Origin of the sequence: Streptomyces sp. NPDC053079 (assembly GCF_044546695.1) — a bacterium.
Classification (GTDB): domain Bacteria; phylum Actinomycetota; class Actinomycetes; order Streptomycetales; family Streptomycetaceae; genus Streptomyces.
On record NZ_JBITZJ010000002.1, the window covers coordinates 737,579 to 759,403 of the forward strand.

The 21,825-nt window shown below is 72.0% G+C and carries 20 protein-coding genes; 12 read left to right on the forward strand and 8 right to left on the reverse strand.

Going from position 1 to position 21,825, the window contains the following annotated elements:
- The first annotated feature begins 52 nt into the window (after window positions 1-52).
- Genes ACIGXW_RS10645 through ACIGXW_RS10655 form a run of 3 tightly spaced genes read left to right on the forward strand, consistent with a single transcriptional unit; the run spans window position 53 to window position 3,365 of the window.
- Complete coding sequence (locus ACIGXW_RS10645) at window positions 53-1,030, forward strand: carbohydrate ABC transporter permease (protein WP_071962402.1); 978 nt, start codon at window positions 53-55, stop codon at window positions 1,028-1,030.
- Window positions 1,027-1,857, forward strand: a complete 831-nt coding sequence (locus ACIGXW_RS10650; RefSeq protein WP_399571958.1) for a carbohydrate ABC transporter permease — start codon at window positions 1,027-1,029, stop codon at window positions 1,855-1,857. The genes ACIGXW_RS10645 and ACIGXW_RS10650 overlap by 4 nt, the downstream gene beginning before the upstream one ends.
- An 11-nt stretch (window positions 1,858-1,868) precedes the next feature.
- Window positions 1,869-3,365, forward strand: a complete 1,497-nt coding sequence (locus ACIGXW_RS10655) for a glycoside hydrolase family 3 protein (RefSeq protein WP_399571961.1) — start codon at window positions 1,869-1,871, stop codon at window positions 3,363-3,365.
- An 86-nt stretch (window positions 3,366-3,451) separates the two neighbouring features.
- On the opposite strand, the gene nagB is transcribed toward ACIGXW_RS10655, so the two are convergent.
- Window positions 3,452-4,237 (reverse strand): glucosamine-6-phosphate deaminase, encoded by a 786-nt coding sequence (gene nagB, locus ACIGXW_RS10660; RefSeq protein WP_071962399.1) that lies wholly within the window; start codon window positions 4,235-4,237, stop codon window positions 3,452-3,454.
- Between the two features lie 168 nt (window positions 4,238-4,405).
- Between nagB and ACIGXW_RS10665 the strand changes: the two genes are divergently transcribed.
- The 4 genes from ACIGXW_RS10665 (at window position 4,406) to ACIGXW_RS10680 (ending at window position 8,068) form a co-directional block, all read left to right on the forward strand.
- Complete coding sequence (locus tag ACIGXW_RS10665; RefSeq protein ID WP_071962398.1) at window positions 4,406-5,455, forward strand: SIS domain-containing protein; 1,050 nt, start codon at window positions 4,406-4,408, stop codon at window positions 5,453-5,455.
- A gap of 50 nt (window positions 5,456-5,505) precedes the next feature.
- Window positions 5,506-6,108: a TetR/AcrR family transcriptional regulator gene (locus ACIGXW_RS10670; RefSeq protein WP_399571964.1), complete on the forward strand. Its 603-nt coding sequence runs from the start codon at window positions 5,506-5,508 to the stop codon at window positions 6,106-6,108.
- Window positions 6,109-6,347: 239 nt separating this feature from the next.
- Entirely contained in the window at window positions 6,348-7,106 is a 759-nt protein-coding gene (locus tag ACIGXW_RS10675; RefSeq protein WP_399571967.1) for a LuxR C-terminal-related transcriptional regulator, read from the forward strand.
- 29 nt (window positions 7,107-7,135) lie between these two features.
- Window positions 7,136-8,068: a LysR family transcriptional regulator gene (locus ACIGXW_RS10680; protein WP_071962395.1), complete on the forward strand. Its 933-nt coding sequence runs from the start codon at window positions 7,136-7,138 to the stop codon at window positions 8,066-8,068.
- Window positions 8,069-8,139: 71 nt separating this feature from the next.
- On the opposite strand, the gene ACIGXW_RS10685 is transcribed toward ACIGXW_RS10680, so the two are convergent.
- The 3 genes from ACIGXW_RS10685 to ACIGXW_RS10695 form a co-directional block, all read right to left on the reverse strand.
- Window positions 8,140-9,147, reverse strand: coding sequence for a TauD/TfdA family dioxygenase (locus ACIGXW_RS10685; protein ID WP_399571969.1), 1,008 nt, complete (start codon window positions 9,145-9,147; stop codon window positions 8,140-8,142).
- 162 nt (window positions 9,148-9,309) lie between these two features.
- A complete protein-coding gene (locus tag ACIGXW_RS10690; RefSeq protein ID WP_399571972.1) occupies window positions 9,310-9,723 on the reverse strand; it encodes a cupin domain-containing protein in 414 nt (137 codons plus the stop codon).
- 57 nt (window positions 9,724-9,780) lie between these two features.
- On the reverse strand, window positions 9,781-11,247 hold the full coding sequence (locus ACIGXW_RS10695; protein WP_399571974.1) for an MFS transporter: 1,467 nt from the start codon (window positions 11,245-11,247) through the stop codon (window positions 9,781-9,783).
- 64 nt (window positions 11,248-11,311) lie between these two features.
- On the opposite strand from ACIGXW_RS10695, the gene ACIGXW_RS10700 reads away from it, so the two are divergent.
- Complete coding sequence (locus ACIGXW_RS10700; RefSeq protein ID WP_071962392.1) at window positions 11,312-12,115, forward strand: winged helix-turn-helix domain-containing protein; 804 nt, start codon at window positions 11,312-11,314, stop codon at window positions 12,113-12,115.
- 57 nt (window positions 12,116-12,172) lie between these two features.
- On the opposite strand, the gene leuD is transcribed toward ACIGXW_RS10700, so the two are convergent.
- The 4 genes from leuD to ACIGXW_RS10720 are packed head-to-tail and all read right to left on the reverse strand — an operon-like array spanning window position 12,173 to window position 16,038.
- Window positions 12,173-12,760, reverse strand: a complete 588-nt coding sequence (gene leuD, locus ACIGXW_RS10705; RefSeq protein ID WP_399571976.1) for a 3-isopropylmalate dehydratase small subunit — start codon at window positions 12,758-12,760, stop codon at window positions 12,173-12,175.
- A 13-nt stretch (window positions 12,761-12,773) separates the two neighbouring features.
- Window positions 12,774-14,174 carry a 3-isopropylmalate dehydratase large subunit gene (gene leuC, locus ACIGXW_RS10710; protein WP_071962388.1) on the reverse strand — a complete coding sequence of 467 codons (1,401 nt, stop codon included), beginning with the start codon at window positions 14,172-14,174 and terminating at the stop codon, window positions 12,774-12,776.
- A gap of 53 nt (window positions 14,175-14,227) precedes the next feature.
- Entirely contained in the window at window positions 14,228-15,412 is a 1,185-nt protein-coding gene (locus ACIGXW_RS10715; RefSeq protein WP_399571978.1) for a pyridoxal phosphate-dependent aminotransferase, read from the reverse strand.
- Window positions 15,413-15,453: 41 nt separating this feature from the next.
- Window positions 15,454-16,038, reverse strand: coding sequence for an isochorismatase family cysteine hydrolase (locus ACIGXW_RS10720; protein WP_143170188.1), 585 nt, complete (start codon window positions 16,036-16,038; stop codon window positions 15,454-15,456).
- A gap of 250 nt (window positions 16,039-16,288) precedes the next feature.
- Between ACIGXW_RS10720 and ACIGXW_RS10725 the strand changes: the two genes are divergently transcribed.
- From ACIGXW_RS10725 to ACIGXW_RS10740, 4 genes are all read left to right on the forward strand, one after another.
- Entirely contained in the window at window positions 16,289-18,226 is a 1,938-nt protein-coding gene (locus ACIGXW_RS10725; protein WP_399571981.1) for an FAD/NAD(P)-binding protein, read from the forward strand.
- Between the two features lie 80 nt (window positions 18,227-18,306).
- Window positions 18,307-19,491, forward strand: coding sequence for a LeuA family protein (locus tag ACIGXW_RS10730; RefSeq protein WP_399571984.1), 1,185 nt, complete (start codon window positions 18,307-18,309; stop codon window positions 19,489-19,491).
- Between the two features lie 20 nt (window positions 19,492-19,511).
- Window positions 19,512-20,132: a LuxR C-terminal-related transcriptional regulator gene (locus tag ACIGXW_RS10735; protein ID WP_399571986.1), complete on the forward strand. Its 621-nt coding sequence runs from the start codon at window positions 19,512-19,514 to the stop codon at window positions 20,130-20,132.
- A 206-nt stretch (window positions 20,133-20,338) separates the two neighbouring features.
- Window positions 20,339-21,808 (forward strand): PAS domain-containing sensor histidine kinase, encoded by a 1,470-nt coding sequence (locus ACIGXW_RS10740; RefSeq protein ID WP_071962424.1) that lies wholly within the window; start codon window positions 20,339-20,341, stop codon window positions 21,806-21,808.
- Window positions 21,809-21,825 lie beyond the last annotated feature (17 nt).

Consider the following 21,825-nt stretch of genomic DNA (forward strand, 5'->3'; position numbering starts at 1 on the left):
GCGCGGAAGTACCACCGTGAGACACGCTTGACAGGGGAGAAGGCGGACGACGATGTCAGCGCAGATCGAAGAGGCGGCGGTGGACACCGCCCCCCGGACCGGCAAGGGCGGCGGCCCGCCGCCCCGCCCCCGCACGGGCCGGGCCGCGCGGAGCGCCCCGTACCTGCTGATCCTCCCCGCCGTCGCCCTCACCGTGCTGCTGCTCGGCTGGACGATGCTCAAGAACGGCCTGCTGTCGCTGCAGAACCTCAACAAGCGTCAGCTCATCCGGCACGTCACCGAGTGGACCGGCTTCGACAACTACGCCGACACGCTCGGCAGCTCCGAATTCTGGGCCGTCACCGGCCGCTCGGTCGTCTTCACCGCCGCCAACGTCGTCCTGATCATGGCGCTCGGCTGTCTGACCGGGCTGCTGCTCGCACGCCTGGGCACCAAGCTGCGGCTGCTGCTCTCGCTCGGCCTCGTCCTCGCCTGGGCCATGCCCGTCGTCGCCGCGACCACCGTCTTCCAGTGGCTCTTCGACCAGCGCTTCGGCGTCGTCAACCACGTGCTGGACCAGCTCGGCTGGCACGCGATGCACGGCTACAACTGGACCGGCAGTCAGCTGTCCACCTTCTTCGTGATCACCGTGCTGATCGTCTGGCAGTCGGTCCCCTTCGTGGCGATCAACCTCTACGCGGCCACGACCACGATCCCCAAGGAGCTGTACGAGGCGGCCTCCCTGGACGGCGCCGGCAGCCTCAAGCAGTTCACCTCGGTGACCTTCCCCTTCCTCAAGCCGTTCTTCCTCGCCACGACCTTCCTCGAGGTCATCTGGGTCTTCAAGGCCTTCACCCAGGTCTTCGCGATCAACGAGGGCGGCCCCGACCGGCTCACCGAGACCCTGCCCGTCTACGCCTTCCAGGAGGGCATGGGCGGCCAGCACTTCGGGATGGGGGCCGCGATCTCCATCCTCACCATCGTGATCCTGCTGGCCCTGACCGCGTACTACCTGCGCCTGGTTCTCAAGCAAGAGGAGGACGAGCTGTGAGGCGTTCGCTGCTCGGTCGCGTCTGGCCGGGGGCGATGGCGGTCGTCCTCTTCACCGTCTTCGCGTTCCCCGTCTACTGGATGTTCGCCACGGCCTTCAAGGCCAACAAGGACATCGTCAGCGACACCCCCGTCTGGTTCCCCACCAACCCCACCTTCGAGCACTTCACCAAGGCCGTCGACGCGGACGGCTTCTGGACGCTTGTGGGCAACTCCCTCACCGTCACCCTCATAGCGGTCGGGCTGTCGCTGGTCATCGCGCTGCTCGCGTCGTTCGCCGTGGCCCGGATGCGCTTCAAGGGCCGCAAGAGCTTCATCCTCGTCATGATGATGGCCCAGATGGCCCCCTGGGAGGTCATGGTCATCGCGTACTACATGATCGTACGCGACGCGGACATGCTCAACAGCCTGGTGCCGCTCGCCGCCATCTACACCGTCATGGTGCTGCCCTTCACCGTCCTGACGCTGCGCGGCTACGTCGCCGCCGTGCCCAAGGAGCTGGAGGAGTCCGCGATGGTCGACGGGTGCACCCGCACCCAGGCCTTCGTCCGGGTGATCTTCCCGCTGCTCGCCCCCGGCCTGATGGCCACCTCGCTCTTCGGCTTCATCACCGTCTGGAACGAGTTCCCCATGGTGCTGATCCTCAGCAAGGACCCCGCGGCGCAGACCCTCCCGCTGTGGCTCACCGGCTTCCGCACCACCTTCGGCGACGACTGGGGCGCCACCATGGCCGCCTCCTCGCTCTTCGCCGTGCCGATCCTCGTCCTCTTCGTCATCCTCCAGCGCAAGGCGGTCGGCGGTCTCACGTCCGGCGCAGTGAAGGGCTAGTACCCACCCCCATGGACACGCTCACCCGGGACGCCCTCACCGTCCTCCAGCCCGGCTTCACCGGCACCACCGCCCCCGGCTGGCTGCTGCGCCGGCTCGGCGAGGGCCTGCACTCCGTCGGCCTCTTCGGCCGCAACATCGCCTCGCCCGAGCAGCTCGCGGCCCTGACCGCGCAGCTGCGCGCCGAGTGCGAGGACGTGCTGGTCGCCATCGACGAGGAGGGCGGCGACGTCACCCGCCTGGAGGTCCGTACGGGCTCCTCCTTCCCCGGCAACCTCGCCCTCGGCACCGTCGACGACACCGCGCTGACCCGTGCCGTCGCCCGCGAGCTCGGCCGCCGCCTCGCCGCGTGCGGCGTCAACCTCAACTGGGCGCCGTCCGCCGACGTCAACTCCGACCCGGACAACCCGGTCATCGGCGTACGGTCCTTCGGCGCCGACCCGCACCTCGTCGCCCGGCACACCGCCGCCTACGTCGAGGGCCTGCAGGCCGCCGGGGTCGCCGCCTGCACCAAGCACTTCCCCGGCCACGGCGACACATCCGTCGACTCCCACCACGACCTGCCGCGCATCGACGCGGACCTCACCACGCTCTACGCCCGCGAACTCGTGCCCTTCCGGGCGGCCGTGGCCGCCGGCACCAAGGCCGTGATGAGCGCGCACATCCTGCTGCCCGCCCTCGACGCCGCCCTGCCCGCCACCCTCAGCGCGGCGGCCCTGCACGGCCTGCTGCGCGGACCGGTCACCGAGGGCGGCCTCGGCTTCGACGGGCTCATCGTCACCGACGGCATGGAGATGCGGGCCATCGCCGGGACGTACGGCATCGAACGCGGCAGCGTCATGGCCATCGCCGCGGGCGCCGACGCCATCTGCGTCGGCGGCGGCCTGGCCGACGAGGAGACCGTGCTGCGGCTGCGCGACGCGCTGGTCGCGGCCGTGCGCGCCGGGGAGCTGGCGGAGGAACGGCTCGCCGACGCGGCCGCCCGGGTGCGGGCCCTGGCGCGCTGGACCGCGGGCGCGGGTGCGGGTGCGGCACAGGAGGGGACCGCGCCCGCACCCGCACCCGAGGTGGGCCTGACCGCGGCCCGCCGCGCCCTGAGGGTGACCGCCGCCGCGGGGTACGTGCCGGTGGACGGGCCCGTGTACGTGGCCGCGTTCACGCCGCTGGCGAACATCGCGGTGGGGGACGAGACGCCGTGGGGGGTGGGGGCGGAGCTGGCCCGGCTGGTGCCGGGTACGGAGACCGGCACGTACGGCGCCGCTGAGGCCGACGTCGAGCAGGTGCTCCGGGCCGCGGCCGGCCGCCGGATCGTCGCGGTCGTCCGCGACGTGCACCGGCACCCGTGGATGGCCGGGATGCTGGGCACGTTGCTGGCCGCCCGCCCGGAGACCGTTGTGGTCGAGATGGGTCTCAACCAGGCCCCGCCGACGGGGGCGTTGCACATCGCGACGCATGGTGCGGCGCGGGTGTGCGGCTTGGCTGCCGCGGAGGTCATCGCGGGGGCGTAGTCCCGCTGTCCTCAATCGCCGGACGGGCTGAAATCAGCCCCTCCGGCGATTGAGGAGCGGGGTCCGGGGCGGAGCCCCGGAAGTGACTACAGCCCCTGCCAGGCCGGCTTCGCCGCGTACGTGGCGCGGAAGTAGTCCGCCAGCTTCAGCTTCGAGGCCGCGGCCTCGTCGACGACCACCGTCGCGTGCGGATGCAGCTGAAGGGCGGAGGCGGGCACGAACGCCGAGACCGGGCCCTCCACGCTCGCCGCCACCGCCTCGGCCTTGCCCTCGCCCGTGGCCAGCAGCACCAGGTGGCGGGCCTCCAGGATCGTGCCGATGCCCTGCGTGATGACGTGGTGCGGCACCTGGTCGATGTCGCCGTCGAAGAAGCGCGCGTTGTCGACGCGGGTCTGCTTGGTCAGCGTCTTGATGCGGGTGCGCGAGGCGAGCGAGGAGCACGGCTCGTTGAAGCCGATGTGCCCGTCGGTGCCGATGCCCAGCAGCTGGAGGTCCACCCCGCCGGCCGCGGGCAGCGCGCGGTCGTACGCCTCGCAGGCGGCCTGGACGTCCTCGGCGGTGCCGTCGGGGCCCATGAAGGAGGCCTCGGTCAGGCCCAGCGGCTCGACGACCTCGCGCAGCACCACCGAGCGGTAGGACTCGGGGTGGTCGGCGGGCAGACCGACGTACTCGTCGAGCTGGCAGACGCGGGCGCGCGAGGCGTCCACGGCGCCCGCGCGGACCTTGGCCGTCAGCGCCTGGTAGACGGGCAGCGGGGTGGAGCCGGTGGCCACGCCGAGCAGGGCGTCGGGCTTGCGGTTCAGCAGGGCGGCAATGGCGTCCGCAATCAGTTCGCCGCCTGCCTTGGCGTCCGGAACGATGACAATTTCCACGACTGGTCCTGCCGATCTAAAAGACTGAAACTCGGTGGTATAGACCAATCTAGCAGAGCGCCGCCGCCCGCCCGGGCGGGCTTTCCGGCCGGTTCCGGCTGGCGGCCCCGGTGCCCGCCGTGGTCGACTGGCAGTCGGCGGAGCGGGCGTCACCGGGAGGTAGCCAGCATGTCGGGAGAGCGGCCGGGACTGATCATGTCCGGCGAGATGTCCGAGCAGCCCGTCGTGCTCCGCCGCATCCTCGACGAAGGGGCGCCCCGCATCCGCGAGACCGCCCGGCGGATCGCCGCCCGGGCGCCGCGCTTCGTGCTGCTCACCGCGCGCGGCACCTCCGACAACGCGGCCCTGTACGCCAAGTACCTCCTCGAGGTGCGGCTGGGGATGCCCTGCGGGCTGACCTCCATGTCGACGACGACGGCGTACGACGCCCGGCCCGACCTGACCGACGTCCTGGTGGTCACCGTCAGCCAGTCCGGCGGCTCCCCGGACCTGGTGGCCTCCACGCGGGCCGCCCGCGAGGCCGGCGCGGTCACCCTGGCGGTCACCAACAACCCCGACTCCCCGCTGGCCGCCGTCTCGGAGTACCACCTCGACATCCTGGCGGGCCCGGAGAGGGCGCTGCCGGCGACCAAGACGTACACCGCCTCGCTCCTGACCCTCTACCTCTTCGTCGAGGGGCTGCGGGGCGGCGACGGCTCGGCCGCCCGGGACCTGCCGGAGCTGGCCGGGCGGGTGCTGGCCCGCGGCGAGGAGGTCAGACAGCTCGCGAGCCGCTACCGCTTCGCCGAGCGCATGGTCCTCACCTCGCGCGGCTACGGCTATCCGACGGCCAAGGAGGCGGCGCTGAAGCTGATGGAGACGAGCTACATCCCCGCTCTCTCCTACTCCGGCGCCGACCTGCTGCACGGGCCGCTGGCCATGGTCGACAACATCTCGCCCGTCATCGCCATCGTCACCGAGGGCAGGGGCGGCGAGGCCCTCCAGCCGGTGCTGGAGCGGCTGCGCGGCCGGGGCGCCGACCTCTTCGTCGTCGGCAGCGAGGCCGAGGTGGCGAAGGCGTCCGCGGGATTCGCCCTGCCGACCGCCGGGGTGGCCGAGGAGCTGCAGCCGGTGCTGGAGATCCTGCCGCTGCAGATGCTGGCCTACGAGATCACCATCGCGCGGGGGCAGGACCCGGACGCGCCGAGGGCGCTCGCCAAGGTCACGGAGACGCGGTAGCGCCCGGAAATCCCTGGCGCTTTTTCTAGTGATCGCTATAAAATTCGGGCATGGCGACCAAGCAGCGCGGGCGGCCGCGCTCCTTCGACCGGGAGTCGGCGCTCGAACAGGCCCTGCTGGCCTTCTGGGCCCATGGCTACGAATCCACGTCCATCGCCGACCTCACCCGGGTCATGGGAATCGGCGCGCCCAGCCTCTACGCCGCCTTCGGCGACAAGGCGGCGCTCTTCCACGAGGCCCTCGCCCTCTACCGCCACCGCTACGGCGCCTGGGCGGAGCGCGCCGTCGGCGAGGAGCCGACCGCGCGCGCGGCCATGGAGCGGCTGCTGCGCGAGGCGGCGGCCGAGCTGACGACGGAGGGCCGGCCGCGCGGCTGTCTGGTCATCTCCGCGGGGGACCACGGCACCACCGCCTCCGCCGAGGCGGAGCGGGCGCTGTGCGAGCGGCGGCGCGAGGTCACCGAGGGCCTGGAGGCGAGAATCCGCCAGGGCGAGGAGGCCGGCGAGCTGCCCGCCGGTCAGGCGCCGACGCTGGCCCGCTTCGTCCAGGCCGTCTTCCAGGGCATGTCCCAGCAGGCGCGCGACGGGGCGAGCCGCACGGAGCTGGAGGCGGTGGCCGCGGCGGCGATGCGGTCCTGGCCCGGTCGGCCCTAGCCGGCGCCCGCCGCGCCGGGGTAACGCGCATTACTACGGCGGTGTGACCAAGCGGATTGAATACTTCGGGTAAAGGCGTCGGCAGTTCTTCCCACCTTGCTGACGAGAGATGTCTGAATGTAAGTTACGCATCAGCTTCTGCGCCAAGTCGACACAGGGGGTTGTCCGACCGCAGCGCGCGCTGCCCATCTGCCTTTTCTTTCCCCCTCCCTGAGCGAGAGTCGCAGGAGAAAGGCGTCATGGAAGCTTTACGCGGGAATCCCGTACGCGCCGGAAAAAGCAGAGCCGCCGACGCCGCCCACGCGGACACCGTCGTTTTGCTCGCCGCTCACGACCCGGACTCCCAGAGTTTCCTCGGCAGTGCTTTGCGCGAGGGGAACCGGCTGTCCGCCGTCCGCACGGTGGACAGCCGGCTGCCGCTGTCGCAATGGCCGTTGGACCGGGTGGACGTGGTCGTCCTCGCCCTCGAGGCGGGGCGGGTTCCCGCCGACGCCGTACGGACCCTGGCCGCCGCCGGCATCCCCGCCCTGCTGGTGGGGACGGGCTGGACCCGGCGCCCCCTGGAGGCCGCCTTCGCCGCGGGCGCCGCCGGCTGCCTCGTCAGAGCCGAGGCGGCCGGCGGCCTGGCGGCGGCCGCCCTCGCGGTGGCCTCCGGGCACCGGCTGCTCTCCCCCCAGCTGCTGGACCGCGGGCTGCCCGGGCTCCCCGCGGCCGAGGCGCCCGCCATCCCCGCCCCCCGGGCCGGACCGCGCCCCGCGCACCGCCCGCGGGACCTTCCCCCCACCCTCACCGCCCGGGAGCACGAGGTCTTCGCCCTGCTGGCCGCAGGACTCTCCACCGCCGAGGCCGCGTCCTCCCTCAACGTGTCCCCCAGCACGGTCAAGAGTCATATCTCGCACGTGCTCACCAAGCTCGGCGCACGCAGCCGGCTCGAGGCCGTGCTGTTGATGCAGCAGATGTCGGCGCCCGGTCGGGGCCGTCAATCACTGACCGGCTGAGGCGTGCCGGTCGATGGAACGGAAAATCAATGAAGCTTTCACAGTTGGCAGCGTTCGTGGCCATCGCTGACACCGGAAGTTTTACGAAGGCGGCGGAAAAGCTGGGGGTGACCCAATCCGCGGTCAGTCATGCCATGGCGAGCCTCGAAGCAGAACTCCGGGTGGGAATCATGACGCGTGATCGCGGGGGAGTGGACCTCACCCGGGCCGGGCAGCGCATCATCGACCATGCGCGGTCCGCACTGCGCAATGTGGAACAGATACGCCTGGACGCACAGTCCACGCCCAGGGTGACCGATCACAGGATCGTCATCGGCACGAGCCAGAGCTTTTCCCTCCAACTCTTACCCCGACTCATCTCGGAATTCCGCTCGCGTTTCCAGAATTTGGAGATCGTATTGCGGGAGGGGAACGACACCAGCATCGCGGATATGGTGCAGGAGCGGATGGTGGACGTCGGGATCGTGACGCTGCCCAAAACCCATCTCAGGACGTATCCGCTGTTGCAGGACGAAATGCGGGTGGTCCTGCCCGAGCGGCACCGCTGGGCCCCGTCCTCGAGCCTGACCGTCCGCCGGCTCGCCGAGGAGGAGATCCTGCTGCCCGCGGACGGCGTGGAGCCCACGCTCCGGGAGCTGTTCCAGGCGGCCGGCAGCCGGCTCAGGGTCACCCACCGCATCCAGGACCTGCAGGTGCTTCTGAGCATGGTCGCCGCGGGCATCGGCGTCACCGTGCTGCCGTCGCTGGCCCTGCCCGCCGTCCTGCCGGACCTGCGGACCGTTCCCTTCGAGCCCGCCGTCAGGCGGCAGCTCGGCATAGCGGTGCGGGGGACGCCCGAGCAGTCCTCGGCCGTCATGGCCTTCGTCACGACCGCCCAGGCCCTCGCGCGCGGCAGCGACTGGTGCGCCCGGACCGCCGGCGGCGCCGTGCTCCCTGAGGGCGACGGCGCCGCCGCCCGGTGAACGACCGCGGTCCGTACGCCCCGTGGAGTCGGGGCGTACGGACCGCGGTGTCACCGGTGGGAGGGGTGGAATCAGTCGCCGACCCGGCCCCGGACGCCGTCGATCCAGCGGTCGGCGTGCCGGTCCGCGGCCGCCTGGTCGCGGAAGGCGTAGGTCTTCAGCAGCCAGCGCTGGCGGGCCCGCTCGGGGTCGTTGATCTCCATCTTGTCCCGGCTGTGCAGGCCGTCCTGGTTGGCGAAGGTGAACAGGTCGCCCTGCAGCACGCGGTGCCGCTTCTTCTCGGCCTTGACCAGCGCGTTCTTCAGTGCCAGCAGCGCGTCCTTCGCCTTCTCCGGACCGCCGGGCACCACCGTGGTGCTGGTGTCGAGGTAGCGGAAGCTGTGGTGGTTCTCCAGGATGGCGTGCTCCCCGGAGTCCGTCAGGTCCCCGTTGTTGTCGCGGGAGAGGACGTCGAAGGGCGTGATGAAGTACGGCTGCCGCAGGATCTCCTGCTCCTCCTCGGTGAGGTGGGCGAGCATGCTGCGGCCGTCGACGAAGCCCGTGTAGATGTAGTCGCCCTCCGGGCAGCGCATGCCGAGCAGCGAGATGAAGTCGGCGCGCACCGGGTGGGCGGTGCGGTCGTTGTGGAAGACCAGCTCGCTGTCGCTGAATCCCGTCTGCATTCCGCTGTAACGGTTGATCGCGATGACGTCGGTGAAGAAGTCGCCGTTGAACCGGGTGGCGTAGGAGAGCAGCGGGGTGCCCACGAGCTGTCCGAACAGCTCCAGGAAGACCTCGCCGGTGAAGGTCTTCTTCTTGCGGTGCTTGTCGGCGATCGGGTCGTCCAGGTCGAGGACCGGAATCTCGGTGTCGAGGGGGCAGTTGCGCAGCACATGGGCGTCGGACACCCCGGATTCACGCTCCGCGCGAATGCGCGCGCACACCTCGCGGAAGAAGACCGGGACCTCGCCCCGGTCCACGACGTCCGCCACGGTGCGGGAGAAGGCCGGATAGTCCTCGTACGGGTTCTTTCCGACAGTTTCCAGGACCGCACGAAGCTCGTCGCGCTCTGCGTCTGTCAGTGCGTAAAAGGGTTCCATTGTTCGCTTTCCCCAGAACAGTTCGACTTGTGGTCGCGATCAGTTTCGGCCGGTCCGTGGGGGCTCGGCATCGTCCGATGGAGGAAAGACGGAGGAAAGACGGGGAAAAAGGGCGGGACACGTGGGTCGGGGGTGTTGCCTGCACGTGCCCCGCCCGGTCTCTCAGCGCAGCGGAGCGGTCGGCGCGTCGCGGAAGCCGAGGACGACGCACCCGGTCTCCGTGCTGACCTGGTGGACGCTGCCGGGCTCCACGACGACGAGGTCACCGGCGGTGTACCGGGCGCCGCTGTCGTCGAGCAGCTCTCCCTGGAGGACGAACATCGCCTCGTAGCCGAGGTGTTCGTGGAGGTCGCCGTGGGCCCCCGGGCTCATCCGGGAGAGGAGGCCGGTCGAGGGCCGGGGGCCCTCGGTGGTGTAGAGCGGCACGAACTCGACGCCGGCCCGGCCGGCCTCGACCCAGGACGACCACTTGAGGGCGTCGAGGCCGGCGGGGCTCAGCAGGTCGCGCAGCACGGTGGCCGGCCGGGACTGCCGGGGGGCGTCGTCGTGCGCGGCAGCGGGAGCAGGGGCGGTCATGGCGGTTCTTCTCCTGGTGGGTGGGTGCGGGGAGCGGACGACGGGGACGGGCGTCCGCTAGGCGGCGGCGGTCGCGGCGGCAGCGGCGGTCTTGCGCCGGGCGCCGATGGCGAGCACGCCACCGGTCAGGAAGGACGCCGCGGCGAGCGCCGCGGAGAGGTGGAGTCCGTCGGTGAGGTGGTCGGAGGTGGCGACGAGGGTGCCGAACAGGGCGACGCCGACGGCGCTGCCCACCTGGCGGGAGACGTTGAAGACCGCCGAGGCCACGCCCGCCCCGTCCGCCGGGGCCGACTCGATGATGGCGGCCATGGAGGCCAGGGCCGTCATGGTCTGGCCCAGACCGGTGGCGATCAGGGCGAACAGCAGGACCGGGTACGCGGTGTCGGATCCGGCCAGCAGCCAGCCGAGGAACCCGGCGGCGCCCAGGAAGAGCCCGGCCGTCATCGGGACGTACGGGCCGGTGCGGGCGGCGACCCGGCTGAAGACGGGGGCCGCGATCAGGCCCATGCAGACCGAGGGCAGCAGCGCCAGCCCCGTGGTCAGCGCGTCGTACCCGCGCTCCTGCTGGAAGTAGAGGGTCGACAGGAACAGCATGCCGTAGTAGCCCAGGCTGATCAGCAGGCCGATCAGGGCGGTGGCCGAGAAGGCGCCGGTACGGAAGAGGGAGAGCCGCAGCAGCGGTGCCCGGCCCTCCGGCCGGACCTTCACCGAGGCCTCCAGGCGGCGTTCGACCACGACGAACAGACCCAGCGCCACCACGCCCACGGCGAAGAAGCCCAGGACGAGGGGGGAGCCCCAGCCCGCCGTGCCGGCCTCGTTGATGCCGCCCGCCAGGGCGACCAGACCCACCACGCCGAGCACCTGGCCCGCGGGGTCCATGCGGTGGGCCGGGGGCTTGCGGGTCGCCGCCGGGAGGTGACGCATCGTCAACACCATGGCGAGCGCGCCCACCGGCAGGTTGAGCCAGAAGACGGCCCGCCAGTCCAGGCCCGCGATCAGCAGGCCGCCCACCACGGGACCGGCGCCGAACGCGATGGAGGCGACGGCACCCCAGATGGCGATCGCCCGGGCGCGCACCGCCCGGTCGGGGTAGGTGGCCTGCAGCAGCGCCAGCGACGCCGGCACGAGGAACGCGGCTCCGGCGCCCTGCGCCAGCCGGCCCGCCACCAGCACGGCCGTCGTGCCCGCGAGCCCGCAGCCGATGGAGGCGAGGGTGAAGACGGCCAGCCCGGCGAGGAACATCCGGCGGTGGCCGAACCGGTCGCCCAGGCCGCCGCCGAGCAGCAGCAGGCCGGCGAAGAGGGTGCTGTAGCCGTCGACGATCCACTGCAGCGCGGACGCTCCGGCGCCCAGCGAGGAACGGATGTCGGGCACCGCCACGGTGACGACCGTGACGTCCAGCATCACCAGGAAGTAGCCGAGGCTCAGCGCGATCAGAGGGGTGAGGGCGAGGGGCGGACGAGCGGGCGCCGGGTCGGGCTCGGCGACGGGCCGCCGGTCGGCCGTGGGGTCGGTGACGGTCATGAACACAGTCTCGGCTCCGGATACTTCGTTCCCCGGCGAAGTGTTGTCGGCGTACGGTGAGGGCATGAGCGCCGAGACCACCCCGCAGGGCCCGCGGCACGAGGGACGGGCCGCCGGCCGGCTGAACCGCCAGACCGACATCGCCCGTGCCGCCGCCCTGATCGCCGACCCCTCCCGCGCGCGGATCCTCAAGGCCCTGTGCGACGGCCGGGCCCTGCCCGCCGCCGCGCTGGCCACCGAGGCGGGCGTCAGCGCCCCGACGGGCAGCGCCCATCTGGCCAAGCTCGTGGAGGGCGGCCTGATCACCGCGGTCCGCGAAGGCCGGCACCGCTACTACCGGCTGGCCGGCCCGGACATCAGCTCCGCGCTGGAGGCGCTCGCCCTCATCGCCCCGCCGCTGCCGGTGACCTCGCTGCGCGAGAGCAGCGTCGCCAACGCCCTGCACCGCTCCCGCACCTGCTACGACCACCTCGCCGGGCAGCTCGGCGTGGCCCTGATGCGCGCCCTGCTCGAGCGCGACGTGCTCACCGGGCACGACGGCGTCCACCGCGCCGAGCGGGCCGTACGGGACCGGCCCTCCGCCTACGGGCACGACAGCGCCTACCGGCTCACCGACGGCGGCCGCGGCCACCTGGCGGCCTTCGGCGTCGAGGTGGACCGCCTGCCCAAGCGGCGCCCGGCCATCCGCTACTGCGTCGACTGGAGCGAGCACCAGCACCACCTCGCGGGCGCCCTGGGCGCGGCGATCACCGCCAGGCTCTTCGACCTCGGCTGGCTGCGCTACGGCGCGAGCCCGCGCGTGGTGCACCTGACCGCGTCCGGCGCCGAGGGGCTGCGGGAGACCTTCGGGCTGGCCGTGGACGCGTGAACGGCGCGGGGCCCGGACACCGTGACGTGTCCGGGCCCCGCGCCGTGTCCCGTGCGCTCAGCGGGTGGTGGGCAGCGCGGGGCGGCGCCCGCGCTCGTAGGCCGCGATCTCGTCCTCGTACTGCAGGGTGGCGGCGATCAGGTCGTGCCCGGCCAGCAGCCGGGCCCGGACGTCCTCGTCCAGGGAGAACGGCTGCACCACGCCGGCGCAGCGCACCTCGAGCCGCTCGAGGTCCACGACCACGGGAACGGCCGGGTCGGCCTCGATCTCCTGCCACAGCCGCTCGACGACGTCGGCGGGCACGACGATCGTCAGCAGGCCGTTGAGCAGCGAGTTGCCCCGGAAGATGTCGCCGTAGCGCGGGGCGATCACGGCCCGGAAGCCGTAGTCCTGCAGCGCCCAGACCGCGTACTCGCGCGAGGACCCGGTGCCGAAGTCGTTCCCGGCGACCAGCACGGTCGCGCCGCGGTGCTCGGGCCGGTTGAGGACGAACGAGGGGTCGTCGCGCCAGTCGGCGAACAGGGAGTCGGCGTGCCCGGTCCGGCTCGAACTGACGCAGAAGCGGGCCGGGATGATCTGGTCGGTGTCGACGTCGCTGCGGCGCAGCGGCACGGCCGTGCCGGTGTGGACGGTGAACTTCTCCATGGCTTCTACGACCTCACAGATCGGCGGGGGCGGCGAGCCGGCCGGCCACGGCCGTGGCGGCGGCGACGGGCGGCGACACGATGTGGGTGCGCGACCCCTTGCCCTGCCGGCCCTCGAAATTGCGGTTGTTGGTGGAGGCCGCCCGCTGCCCGGGAAGCAGCCGGTCCTCGTTGAGCGCGGCGCACATCGAACAGCCCGCGCCCGCCCGGAAGTCGGCGCCGGCTTCCGCGAAGATCCGGTCCAGGCCCTCCTCGACGGCCTGCCGGCGCACCTGCGCCGAGCCGGGCACGATCATCATGTGGAGGCCGTCGGCGACCCGCCGGCCCCGCAGCACGCCCGCGGCGGCGCGCAGGTCCTCGATCCGGCCGTTGGTGCACGAGCCGAGGAAGACGGTGTCGACGCCCACGTCCTTCATCGGGGTGCCCGGGCGCAGGTCCATATAGGCCAGGGCGCGCTCGGCCGCGGCCCGCTCGGCCTCGTCGGCGAAGTCGCCGGGGGCCGGCACCCGGCCGTCCAGCGGTACGGCCTGGGCGGGGTTGGTGCCCCAGGAGACGTACGGGCTCAGGGTGCTCGCGTCCAGGGTCACCGTGGTGTCGAAGACCGCGTCCTCGTCGCTGCGCAGGGTCCGCCAGTACGCCACCTCGGCGTCCCACGCCTCGCCCTGCGGCATCCCGGGCCGCTGCGCGAGGTAGGCGAAGGTCGTCTCGTCGGGCGCGATCATGCCGGCCCGCGAGCCCGCCTCGACCGACATGTTGCACAGGGTCATCCGGGCCTCCATCGACAGGGCGTCGATGGCCTCGCCCCGGTACTCGATGATGTGCCCCTGGCCGCCCGCGGTGCCGATCCGCGCGATCAGGGCGAGGATGAGGTCCTTGGCGGTGACGCCTTCCGGGAGGCGGCCGGGGATCTCGACGAGCATGCTCTTCATCCGCCGCATGCGCAGCGTCTGGGTGGCGAGCACGTGCTCCACCTGGCTGGCGCCGATGCCGAAGGCCAGCGCGCCGAACGCGCCCAGCGTCGTGGTGTGCGAGTCGCAGCACACGATCGTCATGCCGGGCCGGGTCAGGCCGAGCTCGGGGCCGATGACGTGCACGATGCCCTGGCCGGGGTCGCCCAGGCGGTGCAGCGGGATGGAGAACTGCGCGCAGTTCTCCCGCATCAGCTGGGCCTGCCGGCGGCCCGAGGGGTCGGCGATGATCCGGTCGAGGGCGAGTGTGGGGGTGTTGTGGTCCTCGGTGCCCATGGTGAGGTCGGGCCTGCGCACGGTGCGTCCCGCCGCGCGCAGGGCGTCGAACGCCTGGGGGGTGTTCACCTCGTGCAGCAGTTGCAGATCGACGTAGAGCAGGTCCTCCCCACTCCCGCCGTGCCGTACGACATGCGCGTCCCACACCTTCTGCGCCAGTGTCGAACCCATGTGAAGTGCCGCTCCTCGTCTCGGTGGTGCTTGCCGGTGGTGGTGCGCGGGGCTCAGCCGCGCCGGGCCAGGGCGGTGGCCGTACGCTCCAGGGCCTCCTCGATGACCGCCCGGGAGGTGGCGAAGGAGAGCCGGACGTGCCCCTCGCCGCCGGGCCCGAAGGCGGTGCCGGGGGTCACCGCGACGCCCGCTTCCCGCAGCAGCCATTCGGTGAACGCGGCGGAGTCGGAGAACCCCGTGCCGCGGATGTCGGCGAACGCGTAGAACGCGCCGTCCGGCGCGGTGCAGCGGATGCCCGGCAGGGCGTTGAGCCCGTCGGTGATCAGCGCCCTGCGCTCGGCGTACTCGGCCGCCATCTCCCGCACGGCGTCCTGCGGCCCGGTGAGGGCGGCCAGGCCTCCGCGCTGGACGAAGGAGCCGGCGCAACCGACCGTGTGCTGCTGGGCCTTGAGGACGTGGGCGATGACGTCGGAGGGGCCGCTGACCCAGCCGAGCCGCCAGCCGGTCATGGCGTAGCCCTTGGAGAAGCCGTTGACGGTCAGCGTGCGGCCGGCGCAGCCGGGCAGGCTCGCGAGGCTGATGTGGGGCGTGCCGTCGTAGCGGATCTGCTCGTAGATCTCGTCGGCGACGACGAACAGGTCATGCGCGGCCGCGAACGCCGCGACGTCCGCCGCCTCCCGCTCGGACAGCGCCCGCCCCGTCGGGTTGTTCGGCGTGTTGATCAGGAGGACCTTCGTCCGCGGCGTCACATGCGCCTCGAGGACCTCCCGGGTGATCTCGAAGCCGTCCGTCGCGCTCAGCTCGGCCAGGACCGGGACCGCGCCCACGAGGCGGGCCATCGAGGCGTAGCTGACCCAGCTGGGCGTGGGGATGATGATTTCGTCGCCCGGGTCGAGGAGCGACATCAGGGAAATGAACAGCGCATGTTTCGCGGAGGGCGTGACAATGATGTCGCCGGCCGGGTCGGCGGTGATTCCATTGTCCTTTCCGAGCTTTTCCGCGATGGCCGTCAGAAGCTCGGGTATGCCACGGCTGGGCGTGTAGTGCGTATCGCCGTCCGCCAATGCCGCGGCGGCCTCCCCGACAATGTGCGGATCGGTGTCGAAGTCGGGTTCGCCACCGCCGAGGTCGAGGACCTGCACCCCGCGTGCCCGCAGGTCCCGCACCGCCTCGAAGACGGCGAATGTTGCTGAATTCTGAATTCCGGATACCCGGGTCGCCACGCGGCGGTTCTGCACGGTGCTGCCTTCCTGTGCGTGCTCGGGGGAGTGGGCCCGTCTCAGCCGGCCAGGGCCTGCCGGACGGTGGTGATCTCGGCCGTGCGGGCGAGGACCTTCAGGGCCGCCGCGTGCAGCTCGTCGTCCGCGGTGGCGGTGGCGTCCTCCAGGACCTCGACGTAGTAGTCGCGGTCGTGCCCGTCGCGGGCGGTCGAGAGCACCACCAGATCGGTGGTGACGCCGGTGAGCAGCAGGGTGTTGACGTCGCGCTCCAGCAGCAGCCGGTCCAGCTCGGTGCCGTGGAACGGGCTGAGCCGGTGCTTGGCCACCACGGGCTCGCCGTCCGCCGGCGCCAGCGAGTCGTGCACCTGCGTGGCCCACGTGCCCAGCACGATCCGGCGCTCCTCGCGGGCCTCGCGGAAGACGGGCGACTCCTCGGGCCACTCCGCGAAGTCGGGGGAGAAGCCGACCACGACGTAGATCACCGGGATGTCCTTCGCCCGGGCCAGGGAGATGGCCTCCGCCGCCCGCTCGAGGACCCCGCGCCGTGTCACCTGCTCCAGGTAGCCGTCCTGTGCGTACTTTCCGTCGGGGTGCACGATCTCGTTGATGAGATCCATCACCAGCAGCGCCGGACGTCGTTCCACTCTTTTCTCCAATTACCGGTGGAGGGGCTCGGGATGGGCCACACAGTACCACCGGAATTCCCCCGGAAAACCCTGCCGACTTTTCATGAGCGGGATTCATGGCAAGCATGAACAACGAGGTGTTGAACGGGCTTTGGGGCCGTTCTAGTGTCGGAGACGCAATCGCTTGGGCCAGTCCGTCCTGACTACCTCCACCGCCCCGCCGTGCGAGCACGGATCCCGGGGCCGCGGTGAGAATTCCGAGAGAGATATGGCTTTGACGCACCCTGCCGATGACCGCTTTACCGGAGATTTCTCCGTCCCCGGTGACCCGGGGAGATCCGGCGCGGCCCCGTACCGGATCGCCGTCGTCGGCAGCGGACCGCGCGGCCTGTCCGTGCTCGAACGGCTCGCCGCCCGGCTGTCCGGTGAACACCCCGAACGGCCCGTGGACATCCACCTGATCGACGACGTCCAGGTGGGCTGCGGCCGGGTGTGGCGCTCGGACCAGCCCGCGCACTTCCTCATGAACACCGTGGCGGGCGAGGTCTCCTCGTTCTCCGGCCCGCCGGACGAGGGCCCCGCCCGCCCCGGCGCCGGCCCCTCGCTCGCCCAGTGGTGGAGCACGGTCGACCCCGACTGCCCCGGCGACAACGGCTACGCGCCGCGCGCCCTGCACGGCCGCTACATGCTCTTCGTCCTGGACGCCGTCAAGGCCGCGCTGCCCGCCCACGTCCGGCTGCACGAGGTCCACGGCACCGTCGAGGACGTCGAACCGGCCGACGGCGGCTACCGCCTCGCCCTCGCCGACGGCTCCAGCCTCCTCGCCGACCGCGTCGTCCTCGTCACCGGCCACGCCCGCCCCGAACTGAGCGGCCGCCAGAAGGAACTCGCCGACTTCGCGGCGACCCGGCCCGGCCTGCGCTACATCCGCGGGGACTCCGCGGCCGACATGGCGCTGGAGCAGATCCCGGCAGGCTCGTCCGTGGGCGTGCTCGGCCTCGGCCTGTCCTTCTACGACGTGATGGCCGCCCTCACCGTCGGCCGGGGCGGCACCTTCGCGGAGGACGGCGCGGGCGCTCTCGTCTACACCCCCAGCGGACGCGAGCCGTTCCTGGTGGCCGGCTCCCGCAGCGGAATGCCGCTCCCCGCCCGCGGCCGCAACCAGAAGCACGCCAACTTCACCTACACCACCCAGCTCATCACCGCCGAGCGGGTACGCCGCGAACGCCCCCACGGCACCCTCGACTTCAAGGCCGACATCCTGCCCTGGCTGCTGGCCGAGGCCCGCCTCGTCTACTACGCCACGGCCCTGCGCCGGCAGCACGGCGCCGCCGCGGCCCGGGCGTTCACCGCCGAGACCGTACGGGCCGCCGAGAGCGCCCTGCCGCCGGTGGCCGAGATCGCCGCCCGCCACGGCGCCGGCGACCTGCCGCCCCTGGACCTCGACGCCCTCGCCCGGCCCTTCGAGGGACGCTCCTACGCCCACCCCCAGGCGTTCGAGAAGGAACTCCTCCAGGCCATCGACGAGGACCTCGCCCACGCCGAGCAGGGCAACTCCGACTCCCCGCTGAAGGCGGCCCTGGACGTCCTGCGCGACACCCGCGCCCTCATCCGCTCCTTCGTGGACTTCGCGGGCCTGCACCCGGCCTCGCACCGCGACGACTTCATCGGCTGGTACGCGGCCCGCAGCTCGTTCCTGGCGGCCGGACCGCCCCGCGTCCGACTGCGCCAGGTCGCCGCCCTGATCGAATGCGGACTGCTGCGCATCGCCGGGCCGCACACCCAGTTCACCCACGACGGGGACGGCTTCGTCGTCTCCTCCCCGTACGTGGCCGGATCCGAGGTCGGCGTCAGCACCGTCATCGACGCCCGGATCCCCTCCCCCGACCTGCGACGGGACCCGGCACCCCTGACCCGCCGGCTCGTCGAACGGGGCCTGTGGACCGACTACGTCAACGGCGAGGGCCCCGGAGCCTTCCGCACCGGCGGCGTCGCGGTCACCGGCACCCCCTACCACCCGGTGGGCCCCGACGGACAACCCGACACCGGGCTGTACGTCCTGGGGATCCCCACCGAGCACACCCGCTGGTTCATGCAGGGCGGCAGCAGCCGGCCGGGCTTCTGGACCGACTTCGTCCGCGACGCCGACGCCATCGCGGGCCACGCCCTCACCGGGATCGCGGCGCTGCAGCCCTCGCTCGGCTAGCAGCACACGCACCACGAGCAGTTCACGCACCGGACCGTCACCATGCGCCGCATGGTTCGAGGCTAGGAAGTGCAGGAAGAATGCAGAACACAGCTGAGGCCCGCCGGATTTCCGTGTTCGACACGACGCTTCGCGACGGCGAGCAGGCACCCGGCAACGCGATGACCCCCCAGCAGAAGCTGGACATCGCTCTGCGCATAGAAGCCCTCGGTGTCGACTACATCGAGGCCGGCTTCCCGGCCTCCTCGCCCAGCGAGTTCAGGGCCGCTCGGCTCATCTCCAAGAACCTGACGAAGGCCCGCTTCACCACCTTCGCCCGCGCCGTCCGCCAGGACGTCGCCACCGCGGTGGAGGCCGGCGGCACGGCCAACCACCAGGTGCAGGTCGCGGCGACCGGCAGCGACATGCACCTGAAGTACAAGCGCGGCATCTCCCGCGCCGAGGGCGTCGCCGAGGTCGTCGACGCCGTCTCCTACGCCCGCTCCCTGGGCGTGGCGGAGGTCTCCGTCGGGATCGAGGACGCCAGCCGCGGCGAGCACGAGCTGCTGCGGGCCCTCACCGAGGAGTCCATCGAGGCCGGCGCCACCTGCTTCGTCGTCGCCGACACCTCCGGCGCCCTCACCCCCGAGGAGTACGCCGATCTCATCCGCACCTTCCGCGAGTGGGCCCCCGCCCCCATCCGCATCGCCACCCACTGCCACCAGGACTTCGGCCTGTCCCTGGCCAACGCCGTGGCCGGCCTGCAGGCCGGCGCCGACGAGGTGCAGGCCACCCTGGGCGGCATCGGCGAGCGCGCGGGCAACACGCCCCTGGAGGAGGTGGCCGCCCTCCTCGCCTACAAGCGCGACAAGCTCGGCATCTACACCGACATCGACCTCGCCGCCATGTACGAGGCCTACACCCACCTCCGCAAGGTGATCCACCTCGAGGAGCCCCGCAACAAGGCGATCTTCGGCACCTACGCCTTCGGCACGGCGGCCGGCATCCACCAGCAGGGCCTGCTGCGCAACCCCGCCACGTACGAGTACGTCGAGCCCGCCCGGTTCGGCCGTGAGCGCTCCATCCTCGTCGGCCGCCACTCCGGCCGCGCGGTGCTGCGCCACCTTCTGGACCAGATCGGCGTCACCGTCGAGGACGCGCAGCTGCACGAGCTGTACCGCGTGCACATCGCCGAGCGCGTGGGCGGCGACTGCGAGGACCTCGAGGTGCTCAAGCAGCGCCTGATCAAGATGTTCCAGGGCGCGGACCAGCTGGTCGGCGCCTGAGCGGCGACAGACGGAGGAACGTGGTGACGAGCCCGGGCACCCCGGCCGCCGCCAGGGACGTGGCGGTGGTGGCGGTCGGTCGGCACGAGGACTTCACCGGCGCGGTCGCGGCCCTGACCGACCGGGGCGTGCGGGTCCTCCTCATCGGCTCCGGCTGGACCCGCGGCAGGCTGGAGACGGCCCTGGCCTGCGGGGTGCGCGGCTGCCTGGTGGAGGAGACCGAGGGGGAGCGGCTGTCCGCCGCGGTCCAGGCGGTCGCCGCCGGAAACGTGGTGATCTCGCCGGAGCTGTTCGCCCTGCGGGCCGCTCCGGCCTCCCGGCCGGCCTCCGCCGTGGGCGGCCGGCGCCGGGCGGAGCTGCTGGGCACCCTCTCGGGCCGGGAGCGCACCGTCCTGACGCTGCTGGGGCAGGGGCTCTCCAGCGCCGAGGTGGCCGCCCGGCTGAGCATCACCCCGGGGACGGTCAAGAGCCATGTCTCGCACACCCTGGCCAAGCTCGGGGTGCGCACCCGCATCGAGGCGGTGCTGCTGCTGCGGGACCCGCGGGCCGCGGCGCCGGGACAGGACCCTCAACCTGTCCGGCACCGCAGCCCGGAGCTGCCATCGGCCGGCCCGCGCCAGGGAGTGTGCGGTTCTCCGTGACGGTTCCGGCCGATCCCGAGGGCCGCGCCGCCGCTGGGGCGTCGCGGTCCTCGCTCCGCTCTCCTGTGCGGGGAGAGCGGACGTCTGGGTGGGTGGCCCTGTCAGCATTGTGGACTAGACCATTCGCGGCTGTCCATGCCCCGGCACCGGGCGGCGGAAAATCCCCAGGAGCCGCCGCCGCGGGTAGGCTCACAGCCGTGCCCTCCATGAACGACCTCGTACGCCAGCACACCGCACTCGACGACTCCGATCTGGAGTGGCTGCATCTGCTGGTCTCGGAGTGGCAGCTGCTCTCCGACCTCTCCTTCGCCGACCTGGTCCTGTGGGTGCCCACGCTCGACGGCACCCGCTATGTGTCGGTCGCCCAGATGCGGCCCAACACCGGCCCCACCTCCTACCAGGACGACATGGTCGGCCACCTCGTGCCGCGCGGCCGGCGCCCCATGCTCGACGCCGCCCTCGACGAGGGCCGGATCGTGCGCGAGGGCGACCCGGAGTGGCGCGAGGAGGTGCCCGTCCGGGTGGAGTCCATCCCGGTGCGCCGGGAAGGACGGGTTCTGGGAGTCATCGCGCGGAATACGAACCTGCTGACGGTCCGCACGCCCAGCCGGCTGGAGCTCACCTATCTGCAGAGCGCCTCCGACCTCGCGCAGATGATCGCCGTCGGCGCCTTCCCCTTCCCCGGTCAACAAGTCGACATGGACGCCTCGCCGCGCGCCGGCGACGGCCTGATCAGGCTCGACGCCGACGGCGTCGTCCAGTACGCCAGCCCCAACGCGCTCTCCGCCTATCACCGGCTCGGCCTGGCCGCCGACCTTGTGGGGCATCATCTGGGCGAGACCACCGCTCAGTTGGCGCCCTCGCGCACCCCGGTCGACGAGGGGCTGGCCAAGCTCGCGAGCGGCTGGGCGCCGCGCGAGTTCGAGGTCGAGGCGAACGACGGGGTCATTCATCTGAGGGCGATCCCGCTCAAACCCAAGGGCAGCCATATCGGTTCGCTCGTACTCCTGCGCGATGTAACCGAACTGAGACGTCGCGAGCGCGAGTTGATCACCAAGGACGCGACCATCCGGGAGATCCACCACCGGGTGAAGAACAATCTCCAGACCGTCGCCGCCCTGCTGCGGCTCCAGGCCCGCCGCATCGGCTCGCCCGAGGGCCGCGAGGCGCTGGAGGAGGCGGTCCGCCGGGTCGGGTCCATTGCGATCGTCCACGAGACGCTGTCGCAGAACCTCGACGAACGGGTGGAATTCGACGAGATCGCCGACCGGGTGCTCGCCATGGTCGCCGAGATCTCCCCGGGCCGGGTCGCCGCCCGGCGCACGGGACGCTTCGGAATACTCGACGCCGAGGTCGCAACCCCCTTGTCGATGGTGCTGACCGAGCTGCTGCAGAACGCCCTCGAGCACGGCTTCGGGCCGGGGGAGCAGGGCACGGTCGAGGTCACCGCGGTGCGCGGCGGCACCCGCAAGGACGCCCGGCTGCTGATCTCCGTGCAGGACGACGGCCGTGGACTGCCCGAGGGCTTCGACCCGCATCGCGCGGGCAACCTCGGGCTGCAGATCGTACGGACCCTGGTCGAGGGGGAGTTGGGCGGAAAGTTCGACATGGTGCCCGCTTCCGGGCAGGGAACGCGTGTGGTGCTCGACATTCCCGTACGGGCGGAGAAGCCGTAACGCCGGCTTCCGCCCCC